At 53.8% G+C, this 15,299-nt stretch carries 16 protein-coding genes; 8 read left to right on the top strand and 8 right to left on the bottom strand.

Annotation, left to right across the window (positions count from 1 at the left end; genetic code table 11):
• Window positions 1-974, bottom strand: a 974-nt coding sequence (locus tag JU82_RS03070; protein ID WP_037946337.1) for a GTP-binding protein, incomplete at its 3' end; no start/stop codon positions are given.
• Window positions 975-1,154: 180 nt separating this feature from the next.
• Between JU82_RS03070 and JU82_RS11645 the strand changes: the two genes are divergently transcribed.
• The 7 genes from JU82_RS11645 (at window position 1,155) to JU82_RS03040 (ending at window position 8,319) form a co-directional block, all read left to right on the top strand.
• Entirely contained in the window at window positions 1,155-1,577 is a 423-nt protein-coding gene (locus JU82_RS11645) for a hypothetical protein (protein WP_294892065.1), read from the top strand.
• A complete protein-coding gene (locus JU82_RS12205) occupies window positions 1,555-2,502 on the top strand; it encodes a flagellar hook-length control protein FliK (protein WP_366921367.1) in 948 nt (315 codons plus the stop codon). The genes JU82_RS11645 and JU82_RS12205 overlap by 23 nt, the downstream gene beginning before the upstream one ends.
• Before the next feature lie 15 nt (window positions 2,503-2,517).
• Window positions 2,518-3,189, top strand: coding sequence for a flagellar hook capping FlgD N-terminal domain-containing protein (locus JU82_RS03060; protein ID WP_037946335.1), 672 nt, complete (start codon window positions 2,518-2,520; stop codon window positions 3,187-3,189).
• 10 nt (window positions 3,190-3,199) lie between these two features.
• Window positions 3,200-4,525, top strand: a complete 1,326-nt coding sequence (locus tag JU82_RS03055; RefSeq protein WP_294892064.1) for a flagellar hook-basal body complex protein — start codon at window positions 3,200-3,202, stop codon at window positions 4,523-4,525.
• Between the two features lie 50 nt (window positions 4,526-4,575).
• Window positions 4,576-6,417 (top strand): flagellar hook-basal body complex protein, encoded by a 1,842-nt coding sequence (locus JU82_RS03050; RefSeq protein ID WP_037946331.1) that lies wholly within the window; start codon window positions 4,576-4,578, stop codon window positions 6,415-6,417.
• 296 nt (window positions 6,418-6,713) lie between these two features.
• On the top strand, window positions 6,714-7,220 hold the full coding sequence (locus tag JU82_RS11635) for an RDD family protein (protein ID WP_294892063.1): 507 nt from the start codon (window positions 6,714-6,716) through the stop codon (window positions 7,218-7,220).
• Between the two features lies 1 nt (window position 7,221).
• Entirely contained in the window at window positions 7,222-8,319 is a 1,098-nt protein-coding gene (locus JU82_RS03040) for an MFS transporter (RefSeq protein ID WP_037946329.1), read from the top strand.
• Window positions 8,320-8,322: 3 nt separating this feature from the next.
• On the opposite strand, the gene JU82_RS03035 is transcribed toward JU82_RS03040, so the two are convergent.
• From JU82_RS03035 to JU82_RS03025, 4 genes are read right to left on the bottom strand one after another with little or no spacing between them, the layout of a single operon-like run.
• On the bottom strand, window positions 8,323-9,171 hold the full coding sequence (locus JU82_RS03035) for a mechanosensitive ion channel domain-containing protein (protein ID WP_037946327.1): 849 nt from the start codon (window positions 9,169-9,171) through the stop codon (window positions 8,323-8,325).
• A 14-nt stretch (window positions 9,172-9,185) separates the two neighbouring features.
• Window positions 9,186-9,806 (bottom strand): NAD(P)H-dependent oxidoreductase, encoded by a 621-nt coding sequence (locus JU82_RS03030; RefSeq protein ID WP_037946325.1) that lies wholly within the window; start codon window positions 9,804-9,806, stop codon window positions 9,186-9,188.
• Window positions 9,791-10,132: a DUF309 domain-containing protein gene (locus JU82_RS11630; RefSeq protein ID WP_294892062.1), complete on the bottom strand. Its 342-nt coding sequence runs from the start codon at window positions 10,130-10,132 to the stop codon at window positions 9,791-9,793. Before JU82_RS11630 ends, JU82_RS03030 begins: the two co-directional genes overlap by 16 nt.
• Window positions 10,108-10,416, bottom strand: coding sequence for a hypothetical protein (locus JU82_RS03025; RefSeq protein WP_037946324.1), 309 nt, complete (start codon window positions 10,414-10,416; stop codon window positions 10,108-10,110). The genes JU82_RS11630 and JU82_RS03025 overlap by 25 nt, the downstream gene beginning before the upstream one ends.
• A gap of 105 nt (window positions 10,417-10,521) precedes the next feature.
• Here JU82_RS03025 and JU82_RS03020 point away from each other — a divergent pair, with 105 nt between their 5' ends.
• On the top strand, window positions 10,522-13,341 hold the full coding sequence (locus JU82_RS03020) for a helicase-related protein (RefSeq protein ID WP_294892061.1): 2,820 nt from the start codon (window positions 10,522-10,524) through the stop codon (window positions 13,339-13,341).
• Here the strand turns inward: JU82_RS03020 and JU82_RS03015 are convergent.
• Genes JU82_RS03015 through JU82_RS03005 form a run of 3 tightly spaced genes read right to left on the bottom strand, consistent with a single transcriptional unit; the run spans window position 13,277 to window position 15,156 of the window.
• On the bottom strand, window positions 13,277-13,882 hold the full coding sequence (locus JU82_RS03015; protein WP_037946319.1) for a hypothetical protein: 606 nt from the start codon (window positions 13,880-13,882) through the stop codon (window positions 13,277-13,279). The two genes, JU82_RS03020 and JU82_RS03015, sit on opposite strands and share 65 nt — an antisense overlap.
• A 10-nt stretch (window positions 13,883-13,892) precedes the next feature.
• Window positions 13,893-14,390 carry a YajQ family cyclic di-GMP-binding protein gene (locus JU82_RS03010; protein WP_037946317.1) on the bottom strand — a complete coding sequence of 166 codons (498 nt, stop codon included), beginning with the start codon at window positions 14,388-14,390 and terminating at the stop codon, window positions 13,893-13,895.
• 58 nt (window positions 14,391-14,448) lie between these two features.
• A complete protein-coding gene (locus tag JU82_RS03005; protein WP_037946316.1) occupies window positions 14,449-15,156 on the bottom strand; it encodes a succinate dehydrogenase/fumarate reductase iron-sulfur subunit in 708 nt (235 codons plus the stop codon).
• Between the last annotated feature and the right edge of the window lie 143 nt (window positions 15,157-15,299).

Below are 15,299 nucleotides of genomic sequence, written 5' to 3'. Positions count from 1 at the left end.
ACGTGTTTACCCTCTTGTCCTGCAAGCGGAGAGTCGTTGACCGAGAATACGACGGTCAACGTCGGCTCTTCGATGTGCATCGGGTCAAGCGGCATCGGGTTGGCAGGATCACAGATGGTGTCCCCGACGTCTACCGTTTCGATACCGGCAACGGCAACGATGTCACCCGCTTCTGCCGTCTGAATCTCCATACGGTTCAGCCCCATGAATCCGATCAGCTTGCTGACTTTACCTTTGACCATCTCTCCGTCGGCTTTTGCAAGGAGGATGTTGTCCCCTTTGGAAATTTTACCGTTGAAGATACGGGCAATACCGATTTTACCGACGTAGTTGTCGTAGTCGAGGGTGAAAACCTGCAACTGAGTCGAGTTTTCCGCATCACCGGTCGGCTCAGGCACTTTTTCAAGGATCGTATTGAACATGCAGGTGAAGTCACCGTCAGGCTCAGACATATCCATTTTCGCGATACCGTCACGCGCCGCAGCGTAGATGATCGGGAAATCGAGCTGATCTTCGGTCGCATCCATCGCAACGAACAGGTCGAATACTTCGTCTACTACACGCTCAGGGTCAGCGGAAGGTTTATCGATCTTGTTAATAACGACGATCGGTTTGATACCCAGACCGAGCATTTTTTTAACGACGAATTTCGTCTGAGGCATAACACCTTCATACGCATCGACGAGCAACAAGGCACCGTCAACCATTTTCAAAACACGCTCAACCTCACCGCCGAAGTCGGCGTGGCCCGGAGTGTCGATGATGTTGATTTTGTATTCGCCGTAGCGGATCGCGGTATTTTTAGAAAGAATGGTGATCCCGCGCTCTTTTTCAAGGGCGTTAGAGTCCATGGCTCTCTCGTTGACTTGCTCGTGGCTGCCAAATGTTCCGGATTGCTTGAGCAATCCGTCAACTAGGGTCGTTTTACCATGGTCAACGTGCGCGATGACGGCGATGTTACGAATTTTTTGCACTGAATATCCTTGTAGGTAGGCAATGATTTTCGCGAATTATATCTTTTTTTATTTTAAGGATATGTTAAGGGAGTAAAGTGTTGCCGTTTGGTTACACCTGTTATTTATGGAATACATTTTGCTTTATTGATTCTAAATATAATAATGCGTGCCGCGAGCGCATATAATAAGGATCACTCAATGATCATAGAAAGCAAAGAGTCCAAAACAAACGCCTCTTTGATCGACCTGCTCGGAGGAAATGCCAAAACCGCCGATTCTAAAAAGGACGGTATCTTTTCCAAACTGTTGTCGTCACTGGGCGCACAGACGAAAACAGGCGACAAGACAGGTACCCTTCCTGCCGACTTCAAAGCGCTTATCGATCCCAAAAACGGCGTAGTCCGCTCCCTCGATTCCCAAAAAGGCGTTGATAAAAACGCCGGAATCGGTCAGCTTCAGGCTCTTTTGCGCGGTTCGGAGGAGTCTGAGCCTCATCCATCAGGCGAAAGAGTACCTCAAAAAAGAGATTGCCGCCAAAAACCCCGCCTACGAAAAAGCGCCCGAAGCACTTCCGAAAAGTCTGATCGGTCTGATCCAGATGGCCCAGAAAATGGGGCTTGAACCCGAATCGATCACGTTGTCGTCGATCATTACCGAACCGGAACCTTCTCTTGCGCCGGAGCTGCTGTCCAAAACGCTGCTGGAGGCCAAAACGCTGGCCAAACTCCCTTCGGTCACAAATACCGAAGAACCGACTCCCGCCGAAGCGCTTACCCAGCTCATCAGCCAGCTGAAAAACAAAGAGAAAAACGCCGCCAAATCGCCCGATGCCGAAACGACCTCGGAATCGGGCAAGACAGCCGAATCCAAGCCAACCGACCAGCCGCTGAAATCGCTGCTTCAGGGACTCGATAAACGCGATGCCGCACCGACAGCTCCAGCGACGGAAGAGAAAAAAGCCGACGTTGCCCAAAACGCATCCTCTCAGACGAAAAACGACGGGTTGATCGCCCTGCTTCAGGGCGAGAGCCGATCTTCTTCCGGCACGGCGGACGAGAGCAAAAATCTGAAAACGGAGGGCGAAGCATCCAAAGCGCTGCATGCGCCGAAAGCCGACTCGTTTGAAGTAAAATCCAAAGAGGCGCAGCAGAGCATGCGCCATTTCGCCACCGATCTTAAAGAGGCCGTCGAAAACTACAAGCCTCCGTTCACCCGCCTGACAATGAAACTCAACCCCGAAAAACTGGGAGAAGTGGAAGTAACGCTGGTACAGCGCGGCAACAACGTCCACGTCAATATCCAATCGAACAATACGACGACGGTCGCCTTTTTAGCCCACAATGCCGGCGAGCTCAAAGCGCAATTGGCCCATCAAGGGATCACCAACGCGACGATGAATTTCATGGGCGGAAACGATCAGCACAACCCGCAGGAGCAGCAACAGCACTCCCAAAACCGGTTCCGCGCGTATGAGTCGTTCGAAGAACTCGAACTAAACGAAGAGCAGCTAGGCGCTCTTGAAATCATTATTCCGCATTACGCGTAATACAAGGAGGATATCATGGCTATCGACGCATACGGCAATACAGTAGGTGCTTCTTCTGCAACCGCTTCAACGACAACGACCAACCCCAAAGGGGTGCTGGGGAAAGACGACTTTCTCAAACTTTTGCTGCTGGAGCTCAAATACCAAGACCCCACTTCCCCGATGGACAGCGAAAAGATTTTGACCCAGACATCGCAGCTGGCGACGCTCGAATCGACTGAAAACACGAATAAAGCGCTTGAAACGCTGGCGGCGGCGCTTAGTTCATCCATGCAATACTCCGGAATCGCCGCCATCGGAAAAATCGCCGATACGGGAAGCAATGCGGTCGTTTTGAGCGAAGGTGAAGACGTCGATTTCGAACTCTATTTTCCGTCTAACGTCACAAGCGGAAAGGTCAATATTCTTGACAATAACGGCAAAATCCTCCGCTCGATGGATATCGGCGCCACCGATGCGGGAGTCGCCAAGTACACCTGGGACGGCAAAAACAACAGCGGCGCGGAGCTGAAGGAGGGAGTTTATTACGTCGAATCGACCTACACGAAGGAAGACGGAACATCCGCTACCACCCGCATCGGCTTGTACCCTATCGAATCGATCAAATTCGATGAGGGCAAAACCTATGCCAAACTCGGCTCCAATTACGTCGATTTCAGCACCATCAAAGAAGTGACGGGAAGCTAAGGAGCTCATCGTGAATCAAGCATACTATACCGGCCTTTCGGGGGTAATGAGCCATCAGTACGGGATGGACATCCTCTCAGACAATCTTGCCAACGTCAATACCGTCGGTTTTCGGGGGGTTAATTCCGAATTTGCCGATCTGTTCTCCGAAGCCGTCGTCAGCGCGGGCAAAACCCCTACGGCCAACGACATCGGAGTCGGTTCGCGGCTTCAGGCGACGTCGACGATGACCCAAAACGGTTCGCTGCTCGGAAGCGAACGCTTCAACGACCTCGCACTCGGCGGGAACGGCTGGTTCGGCGTCGTATCCGGGGATAAATCCTATTATACCCGTGCGGGAAATTTCACCTTCGATACGCTCCAAAAGACGCCCGGAGAGGTGAACTCGTCCGTCGCCCGTCTCACAACCGCGCAAGGGTATTTCGTGACGGGAACGATGCTGAGCAACTATGCGTATGACGGCGGATTTGACTACGGAAACAACGAAACGGGTGCTTACCTCATCAACGATCCCGCTGACGACGTCGCTTTCGCCGATGTCAATCAGCAAGGTCCGCTGGAACTTCCCACCCGTCTGGCCTATCCGGTCGAACCGACGACGCGGGCGGAGTTCAACGGGAACCTCGGGGGAGACAACGTCACCCGTTCCATCAGTGCCGACGTCATCAGCCCCGCAAACGACATCAATCGTCTCAAACTCACGTTTACCCAAAGCGCCGTGCAACCGGCCACGGGGATAGCGTGGGACGTCGTCGCTACCGTCACCTCCAATGACGGCTCTACCCTCTATGACACCCAAGCCGGACAGGCAATTTTCGACGCGTCAGGCAGGCTTTCCAGTTTTACCGTCCCCTCCGTCAATAACGACGGCGCGGCCGTTGCCATCGATGTCGGCACGGGATTCGACGGCCTTATTTCGATCAACGGCGCCGAGTTCAGAGGCACCGCCTCCGCTGATGGCAGCACGGGGGGTGTCCTCACGAAATATGGAATCAACATCAACGGCGTCATCAGCGCCGAATTTTCAAACGGACGCCAAAGCGCGATCGGACGGGTCGCCGTCTATCATTTCCAAAACGATCAGGGGCTCGAACGCTCCGGCGACACCCTGTTCACCCAAAGTTCCAACAGCGGAAATCCGATGTTCTGGACCGATGCGGACGGCAATGCCATCACGGGATCGGCCGTCTACAGCGGGATGCTTGAAAATTCTAATGTCCATCTGGATGCGGGGCTGACCGACATGATCATCATGCAAAGAGCCTATCAGGCCAATGCCAAAACGATCACGACGGTCGACGAGATGATCCAAAAAGCGCTGTCGATGCGCAAATAAATTGGCACGTTTTTTGCTTTGCTATTTTACTTTGTCATAAAGGACATATCATGCTGAAGTCGCTTTTCTCAGGTGTTACCGGTCTGCAATCGCATCAGATTGCAATGGACGTTGAATCAAACAACATCGCCAACGTCAACACGATCGGGTATAAATACTCTCGTGCAAACTTTTCGGATCTTTTGGCTCAGACCAATCAGATCGCGACGGCTCCGCAGGGAGACCTCGGCGGTAAAAATGCCGTCCAGATCGGTCTGGGGACAACGGTCAACTCCATTACCCGGATCCATTCCCAAGGTTCGATCCAGAATACCGACAAAAATACCGACGTCGCGATTCAGGGGGACGGCTTCTTTATCGTCTCGGCCGATGGCGGTAACACGTACAAATACACCCGTGCGGGGGACTTTAAATTCGACGCTTCGGGTAATTTCGTCGACAACAACGGTTTTATCGTCCAGGGATGGCTGCGGGATGAAGATACCGGACTGGTCGATTCGACCGCGCCGATCACCAATATCCAGATCCCTTCGGGACTTACGACTCCGGCGTTTGCCAGTACCGAGATCACCGTTAAAGCCAACCTCAGCTCCAGCGCCATCGTAGACCAGTTCAGCCCGACCTACCAGATCAGCACGACCGGCGTTATCACAACCGCCGATGGCCGTACCGTGGCGGCGGCGGATGCCGAGGATATGGGGATCATGTTCAACGGCAGCGGTGAAGCGTTCCAGCTTTCTTCGGCGAGCGCGGCAACTTTTGCCGGCGGCGGACAGGGGATGACCGTTTCGTTTGACGGAGGGGCGACCGTTCGTGATTTCCGATACACCAATGGGACTCCTCCGGCCGGGCTTGTTGCCGGAGGCGCGCTCCCGCTCAACACCAACGATACCTATTATTTCAACAGTGCCGCCGATCTGCGCGGCGCCTTGCAAACGTTCTCGCAGATTACTTCGGCCGGTTCCACCGTCGAAGTAAACGACCAGGGGAAATTTGTCCTTCGCAACACTGCGGGTGCCGCACTGTCCGTCGAAATCGATCCGATCGTGGATGCCAATACGATCGAGAACGCGCGCTTCACCGAAGCGTTTGCAACCATGGCCGGCGCACTGCCCGTCGGAACGTCCGTCAAGCAATCCCAGCCGATCAATACGGCGACCCATGCGACCAGTATCGATATTTACGATTCACTCGGGGGGAAACATACCGTCAGCATCAACTTCCGTAAAGATTCGGTCAATACGACAACCGGATTCACCGACTGGAGATACAACGTCACCGTACCGGTTCCCGGATCGTTGAGCGGGGCCGTCGCGCCGAACCTCAATATTTTGGACGGGGGGATCATCACGTTTGACAGCAACGGTGCCCTCTCGACGTTCAACATCCCCAGCATCGACTTCTCGCCGAACAACGGTGCCGCCGCCAACCAGCAGGTCAACCTCAATTTCGGAACGCTCGGGGCATACGACGGTATCACCAGTTTCGACAACGATTCGGGAACGAGCGGTATCAGCCAAGACGGTTATCCCGGCGGTGACCTTGTCGGTATCCGGATCGACCAAAGCGGTACGCTGGTAGGGAGCTTCACGAACGGCCGTTCTTTCGGGCTTGCCCAAATCGGTATGGCCAAATTCTCAAATAACGAAGGTCTGGTAAGTGATGGCGGAAACGTTTACCTGCAATCGGCCAACTCGGGTGATCCGATCATCGGTACGGCGGCAACGGCGGGACGCGGTTTCATGCAGTCTTCCGCTCTTGAAGCGTCCAACGTCGACTTGTCCAAATCGCTCACACAGCTCATCATCATTCAGCGCGGGTATCAGGCGAACGGTAAAACGATTACGACTTCCGATACCCTGCTCGAAACTCTCATCGGCCTCAAACGTTAATAACACGGTTTGATTATTCTCGCGTCCGACGCGGGAGTAAACCGCTCTCTCATTTTTTTATTGCTGTTATTGCTCTACGGATTGAGGATAAAAGGGAAGAAGGCCCCGCGGTCACCTAAGACCGAGGTGCTTTGAAACTTAAGGAGTGAGTGATGAATGAAAAAAACTCCTCTTTGACTTGCTGCTGTCAATCGGGATCAGTGACATTATGAAACAAGTTAGTAAACGAATAGTAATAACACGTGTTTTTAATCCGTCCCCGGTGCGTTTTAAACTACAAGAAGCTACAATTGCGCATGCGACGGCAAACCCTAAAGAAAAAACAGCACCCTTCCGATTCTCTCAAGCCTAAGATTGCGTATGCTCCGTTTTGGCCGCGCGCGCTAGGGTTCATGACCGATATTTTTATGATCGGCCTGCCTATTTCCCTGCTGGTGAGCGCCTTTTTCGGCTACGATCAGATGCACACGGCCACCGGGCTGGATGTCCTCGTGCACGATCCAAAAGCCCGCACCAATCCTCCCGATCCGGTTGCATCGATCCTCCAAATGGGGTTGTTCATGCTCACGTATGTTCTACTGTGGCATTACAGCGGCCAGACGCCCGGGAAAAAGCTTGCCCGAACCCGGGTTGTCGACTCCCGGACGTTTCAAACCGCTTCCTATGCGAAACTAACGCTCCGTTTTATCGGTTATTTCCTCTCTCTCCTATCGGTCATCGGCTTTTTCGTCGGGGTGTTCCGCAAAGACAAACGGGCTTTACACGACCTATTAAGCGGCACCGCCGTCATCCGCGACGTCTGACGTGGCCTCGTTAGTCGCTTCGTTTTATTTTGTCTATTTCGCCCTGGTCGGGGTACACATCATCTTCGTTCCGAAAATCCTCTCGCAAATCGGATACGATCCGATGCAGATCGGGATCGTCTTTGCTTCCGCACCGCTGGTGCGGTTTGTCCTGCCGTTTTTGTTTCTGCGGGGGTTCCGTCTCGATCAGCGCACCTTTTTTGCCGCGCTTTTTCTGATGGGCGCTTCGGCGGCGGGGTTCTATCCCGCTTTGGAGCATTTCTGGCCCCTTCTGATCGTCAATATCCTCTTTGGGATCGGACTTGCGCTGGTGCTCCCCTACATCGAAGTGATCGCCTTGGAAACCATCGGAAAAGAACGCTACGGCCGTATCCGGCTGTTTGGGTCGGTCGGATTTATCGCCGTCTCGCTTCTGCTCGTCCGATACCTCAGCGGCCCGTACGTGGGGATTTATTTTTTGATCGGCGCGGCAGCGATCACGCTGCTCTTCGGGGCGCTGATCGGCATTCGGCAGCGGCATGAGCCGCCTTCCGAATGCGGCGAAGAGAGATGCCGATTCTCGATAACGGATCACCAGATGCTGTGGGCGGGATTCTTCCTGATGCAGGTGAGTTTCGGACCGTTTTACAACTTTTTTACGATCTATACGACCGACCACAGCGTGACGCTGGGGACAACGGTGTGGCTCTGGAGCTTCGGCGTCATCGCCGAAATAGTCATGTTTTACTTTCAAGGACCGCTGCTGCGGGGCAATCTTTTGCGGCTTCTTCAGATCACCGCCGCCATAACGGCTCTGCGCTGGATGATCGTAGCCCTCTTTCCCGCTTCGGTTCCGATGCTTTATGCGTCCCAGACGCTTCACGCCTTCAGTTTCGCCCTGTTTCACTCCTCGGCGATCGCGCTGCTCTTTCATCTCTACAGCGCACGACGGCTCTCGCAGCAGTTTTTCTTCGGGATATCGTACGGTCTTGGGGGATTTGTCGGGGCGCTCGGGGCAGGCTTTTTGTATCAGTACACCCCCGCATTCTTGTTTGTCGGAGGGAGTATCGCGGCGACGGCGGCGGCACTTTGCTTTGCGCAGTACGCCCGAAGCCGCTAAGGGTTATTTTTTCTCTTCTTGTATGACGTGGGTCACCATCTGCGGGAACGGTACGGTAATACGGTTGCTGTCAAAGGCTGTTTTGACCGCTTCGGTCACTTCAAACATCGTGTCCCAGTAATCGTCGACGTTCACCCACGGACGCGCAAGAAGCTGTACCGAATTCTGCGCCAGCGCACCGACGGCCACCAGAGGTTCAGGCTCTTTGAGGACTTTGGGGTGGGCCTGCAAAATCTCCAATATAACCGTTTTGGCGAGCTTCAGATCGTCTTTGTAGTCGATGTCGAACACCATATCGATCCGCCGTGTCGTATTGCCCGTGTAGTTGATGATGTTCCCGGCGATCAAGGCTCCGTTGGGAATAATGATCGAGCGGTTGTCGGTCGTCGTCAGCGTCGTCGAAAAAAGGGTGATCGTTTTTACCGTCCCCATGACGCCGGACGTTTCGATGAAATCGCCAACCTTGAACGGGCGGAAAAAGATGATCAATACCGCCGCACCGACGTTGGAGAGGGTGTCTTTAAGCGCCAGACCGATGGCCAGACCTGCCGCACCGAAAACGGCGACGAACGAGGTGGTATTGATCCCCAGATTGCTCGCCGCGGCGACGATCAACGCGATCATCAGCGCAACATTCAGCGCGTTTCCGGCAAAACTGATCAGCGTCTCGTCGACGTTTGAGCGTTCCATTGCCCGGCGCATCAGCAGCACCATTTTTTGGATAATCCATTTACCGACAAAAAAGATGGCCAGAGCGCCGAGGATTTTCAGTCCGTATTCGGTCGCATAGCCGATTATCAAATCCGTATAATATTCGACCTTATCCGCATGCTGTTCGAGTTTTTGCAACATGGCCTATCCCTTTTTTATCGGTATTCGATGATCTGATTGATCGGAAGCCGTGTTTGCTCGCTCTGAGGATTGACGCGGTAACCGAACGCACAGATCAGCGCGACGCTTCGTTCTTCGTCAAGATCGAGGATCGCCTCGACCTCCTCACGGTCAAACCCTTCAATCGGACAGCTGTCGATTTTCAGCGTCGCCGCGTAGGTCATCATGTTGGCGCAGGCGATGTAGCACTGCTTGGCCGTCCAGTTTTGCAACAGCAATTCATCCGATTCGATCGGTTCAAGATAGTTTTTATAGACGCCCATGTAAATATCGACCGCTTCGGCGGGAAGCCCGCGACGTTCGAACATCTTGCGCACGTACGGCGTTCCGCTGCGGACAACGTCGTTATCCGTCGTAAAAATCACCAGCTCCGAACACTCGGTGATCTGATTTTGGTTCCAGCAGGAGGGCTTGAGCGCCTTGCGCAGGTTTTCGTTACGCACAACGATGAGCCTCCACGGCTCCATCCCGAAGGATGAGGGGGAGGTACGGCACACCTCCAGCATCGATTCGAACTGATCTTCGGGGATCTTTTTCGTCGTATCAAACCGTTTACAGGCGTGCCGAAACGCCATCGCTTCTAAGAACTCGGACATAATTTACCTCGCTGTCGTTCAATAAGATTCATTATTCTAACGTAGAGTTCTTTATGCACGGTAACAAGGGTGTCATTCAGCGGACGGTATTTGAGATAGGTCTTCCATGCTGTCTCCGAGGGCTTCGGACGTCCCCGCCTCGTCAACTCGAACGCAACCGCCGCATTGATCAGCCCTTTCCACAGCCGTACCTCGTCATCGTCGTCAAAACGCCTCGGATACCATAGCCTCTCTATCTCTTCGTGGGCATCATAGTAGCGCCCTTCCTGCAGCGAAACCGCAAACGCGCCCAGAGCCTCGGCTATACCCTCAAATTCTTGCGCCAATATCCGCGTCCTCCCCGAAGACTGATGCACACGTGGTTCGGAAATTTGGCCCGAAATTCCCCCAGCCGTTCCTTTGACGACTTTCCCGTATCGCAGTAAAATACGAATACGCTTCCGGGAGCCTCGTTTTTGAGCAGCGGCGGGCTGTACAGAACCGTTTCGGTCCCATCGATGGGGTTAAGGATCGTATCGATCAGCAGCACCCTGATCCCCTGCGCTTCTAGCTCGCGTCTGTTTTTCAGATACTCTTCCTGCGTCCATTCATCGGCGCTCAGATCGGCCATTTCCGTCCCTTTGTGGATCATTTTGCGAAAGTTTATCAAAGTTACAAAGGCTTTAGCCTTATAAATTTAGGCTACACTTTCAGTATGGCAAAGAAAAAGAAAAAAATGATCAAACTCAATCAATCCATCCGCCATTTTTTCGGCGACGAAGGATTTGATGAGGGGATTGAGCGCGTCCCGACCGAAACACTGATCGCGCTGGCCCATACGCTGGGGATTTTCAACGGAACAACCGACAAAGCAACACTCGTTAAGAGCTTCCGCCGCCTGTGGTCGGAAGGGGAGAGCGACAACCGTGTGCTGATTGTCGATTTTTTCAAACACGAAGGAAAAACCTACCCCAATCCCAAGCCCAAAGAAAAACCGCACGAGCGGGAAGAAAAAATCGATGAACTTCTCGAAGCGTTCACTCTTGATGCCGATGAGCGCCGGGAACTCTACGCCGCGTTCATCGATGTCCGCAGCCGCAAAATCACCCCCGAGAAAATCGCGACCAAACTCGAGCACATCCGCTATCTCCGCAAACGCGAGACGCTCGAAAAGGCGCTCGAGGGGAAATTCGATTACGACGATTCCCTCGAATACTACGCCCCCATCCGCTATACGCTCGGTTCGGAGAGCTTTACCAAAATCCACGTCCTTAAAACGCTTCCGCTGAACAACAAACGACTCCACGAAGAATCGCCCGAAACGCTTGTCCCCGAGATCGAAGAGCTCAAATCGGCACTAACGGCTCAAAAACAGGAACAAACCGACCTGTTTGTCGCTTCGCTGAATCTGGAAAACCACCGCTATCTTGGCCGCGACGAAATCGTCACCGCACTCAAAAGCGCGCCCCCCTCGGCCGCCTATCCCGATTTTCCCCTCCCGCCGGAGATACTCAAACGCATTCTCTCTTCGGCTTACGAAGGGCTTGAGTTTGTGGATGCGCAAGATGAACTGCTGATCGAATACACCCGAACGCTGACGCTTCCGCAGAGTTCCAAAACGCTCGAACACACCCTGCACGTCCAACTCGAAATCGGCGACATCACCCGCCGGATATGGCGCGAAGAAACGATCGATCTGCAAAGCGTCATCGACGCGCACGGCGAAGAAGAAGAAAAACACTTTTTCTCCGAACTCAGCACCCTGATCGACGAATGCCGCGAACGTTCAAAACTTCTGGCGCTGGAAGAAGAGCGGCTTCGGGATATGGTCTACGAACTGCTCGTTCCGTACATGGGACCGACGTTTCATATCAGCGCAAAAACCTCCCGCCGGGTCCTTTTCGCCTTTGATCAGCGCATCGCGGGGGAACTGCTGCGACGGCAACGGCAGGAACTGCTTGCCCGCACCGTGCGCGATTTTAAAAGCCTTTTCCCGCTCGCCCGTTCTCTTCGCCGAAAACTGGTATTGCACATCGGGCCTACCAACAGCGGCAAAACCTACACAGCGATGGAGCATCTGCGAGCGGGGGGAACAGGCTACTACCTTGCGCCCCTGCGGCTTCTGGCGCTGGAAGGGTACGAAGACCTGCGCGATCACGGCGTCAATGCCTCGCTGATTACCGGCGAAGAGCAGCTGATCGATGAGGACGCGACCCACATCAGCTCCACGATTGAGATGCTGAATTTCGACGTCGAGGTGGATTGCTGCGTTATCGACGAAGTACAGATGATCGGCGACCGCGACCGTGGATGGGCCTGGGCGAACGCCATTATCGGCGCTCCCGCCAAAACAGTCATCATGACGGGTTCCCCAAACGCCCGCGAAGCGGTCGTCGCGCTGGCGGAGTATCTGGGAGAGGCGCTGGAGATCATCGAGTTTGAGCGTAAAAATCCCCTCGAACTCCTCAAAACGCCGACGCCGATCGATGCGATCGAGCCCAAAACAGCCGTTATCGCCTTTACCCGCGCCAACGCCCTGCGGCTCAAACAGCAGCTTTCCAAGACCTACCGCACCAGCGTCATCTACGGCAATCTAAGCCCCGAAGTGCGCCGCGAGGAGGCCCGCCGTTTCCGCGAAGGCGAAACCGACATCCTCGTCGCAACCGATGCGATCAGCATGGGGCTCAACTTGCCCATCAAGACGCTGCTGTTCTCCAAAGCCGACAAATTCGACGGGCAAAATCAGCGTCTCCTGACTCCGAGCGAAGTACAGCAGATCGCCGGGCGTTCGGGACGTTACGGACTCACGGAAAAGGGACACGTCGGCGCACTCAGTACCGATATCCTCAAAAAGATTTCCCCGCTGTTCACCGGCGCGCCCGATCCGATCAAAATACCGTTCAACGTCATGGCGAACTTCGATCACATCATGCTCGTCTCGAATATCCTAGAAGAGCGCTCCCTGTCAGCCATTGTCGCTTTTTTTGTCGAGAACATGAAATTCGAAGGCCCATTCCGCGCCGCAAACCTCGAATCGATGCAGGAGGCCTCGTTGATCGTCGACCGATACGAGCTCGATATGAGGACCAAATATACCCTCGCGACGGCACCCCTTTCGACGTCATCGCCGCTGGTGATGGCGGCATTCGAGCGCTATGTACGTGCGCTGGAGCAAAAAAAGCCTATCGCGTATATACCGCCCCGCCATCTGGGAAGCCACGCGTTCACGATGGAAGAGCTTCAGGAAGCCGAAGACCGGATCAAAGAGATCAGTCTGTATCTGTGGTTGTCGTATCGTTTGGGAGATTATTTTATCGACGCGGAGAAAGCGCGTTCGTTCCGAGGGGAATTAAACCGTTTTATCGAAAACTCGCTGCAACAGAGCCATTTCGTCCCCCGCTGCAAAACGTGCGGAAAACCGCTCCCTCCGCAGAGCGAGTTTAGCATCTGTCAAAGCTGTTTTCACAACCTCAACCGGGCCAAACAGGGCGTTAGAGCAGATCGGAATAGTCAAACCGAGAAGGGTTCAAGAAGATTTTCCCCTCGCGGACGCTGAGGCGTTCGTCGGTTCCGCCGGCCGTTTCAAAACGGCTCTTTATTTTTTTCTTCTCTTTATCTTTGATCCGTTTGAGTTTCAAAAACGCCTTGAGCGAAATCCACTCTTCTTCCGATACGTCGACGACATCGGCGTTAATCGCCTCTTCCATCACTTCATCGGCATTGGCGTGCGATAGAAACTTCGTCGCTACGACGTGCAGCACGCTGCGCAGCTGGGCATCGCGTTCTTTATAAACCTGCTCGATTTTGATCCGCTCGTCGATCAGCATCTGCTCGCGCTGATCCCGCAGGCGGGTGGTCTCTTTTTCGAGTACGTCGACTTTGTCGCGCAGCCGTTCGTTTTCCTGCTCGATGTATCGGGTATAGCGGTCGGCTTCGACGCTCACCTCGGACTCGGATGCTTTGGCCGACGCTACGGCGACAAACTTCACGCCGTTTTCAACGATGCAGTTAAGACTTCCTCGGCGGATGCGGTTGTGAATCGCTTCTTTGGAGACTTTGAAATGTTCCGCAGCTTCGGCTATCGTCATTTTTTTCATTCGTTCTCCATTAGCGGAAGTTGTCAAACACCAAAGGCGCTTCCCACTCCATCGCTTTGATCGCCGCCATGATTTTTTGAAGCTCGTCGATCTGTTTGGATCTGACGCGGATATGCTCCCCCTCGATCGCGGCGGTCGCTTTCGTTTTCATGTTTTTGATCTCGGCCATGATCTTTTTCGCCTCTTTGGCTTCAATCGTATCGACAACCTTGTAGGTCGCTTTACGGGTTCCGCCGCTGGCGTCTTCGGTTTTCAGTTCGCTCAGGGCTTTGGAGGAGAGGCCGCGCTTGATCAGACGGCCGATGACGATATCCTTGAGGGCATCGAGTTTGTTGTCGCTGGAGGCGAGGAGGATGAGCTGTTTCTCTTTTTCACGGTAGGTGATCTCGTAGGTGATCCCTTTGAAATCGTATCGGCCGATCACCTCTTTTTCGGCTTGGGCTATCGCGTCTTTGAACGCCTGAAGATCGATTTTAGCAGAGATGTCGAGAGAGTGTTCGGATGCCATACAAATGTCCTAAAAAAATATTTTTTATAACATTAGTATAACACAATCCAAACATTGCCTAAAACACAGGGCTTCCGAAATCCAATCCGCCGCCGAACGCGGTTGCCGCATTCGGGTCTTGGTACCCCATCACGGAGGCTTTCGTCCGCAGCATCGTAATGTCTTGTTTGGGGGCGATCCCCTGCGGACACACCGGAACGCACTCTCCGCAGAGCATACAGTCCCAGATGCCGTTCGTTTGGACGGCGGCCATTTTGGCACTCGCATCCTGCTCGCGGGGATCGTTGACGTAGCGCCACACCCGCGTGAGGGCGAAAGGGCCGATAAAGTCAGGGTTCACCGCATAGACCGGGCAGGCGCTGTAGCACGACGCACAAAGAATGCAGTCGCTTTGCGTCTCGATCCGCTCCATCTCTTCAGCCTTTACGCTCTCTTCGCGCGAGCCTTCGCTCCACGCGCTCCCTGTGCGATTGAAGCGCTCCACATGACCCGAATCGACGACGAGATCGCGGACGACGCGGGCGTTTCGGATCGGCTCCACGCAATCGCCGCTCTTGGGCTTGTATTCGCACATCAGCACTTCACGCCCGTTGACCCGTACGGCGCAGCTTCCGCACACGCCGCTGCGGCACGAATGCGCGTAAGTAAGTGTCGGGTCGATTTTGGTTTTAATGTGATTCAAAACACTTAGCAACGTGACATTCTCTAACTCAACGTTATAGGATTGTAGTGCACCGTTATGTGAACGTTGTATTGAAATAGTCATCAGTCACACCAACCATTTATTTTATACATCATCGGAATAAAATCCCGATTGACTACGCTAACGCTGTGTTTCCTTCGGCAGGAAGCCCACGCGCAGTACACCGCGCTTATATATTCACACTTCAATCGCACCATTCTCGCTCA

The organism is Sulfuricurvum sp. MLSB (assembly GCF_000747095.1).
Classification (GTDB): Bacteria; Campylobacterota; Campylobacteria; order Campylobacterales; family Sulfurimonadaceae; genus Sulfuricurvum.
The sequence above is the reverse complement of the archived record's forward strand: the minus strand, read 5'-3'. Positions and strand labels throughout refer to the sequence as shown.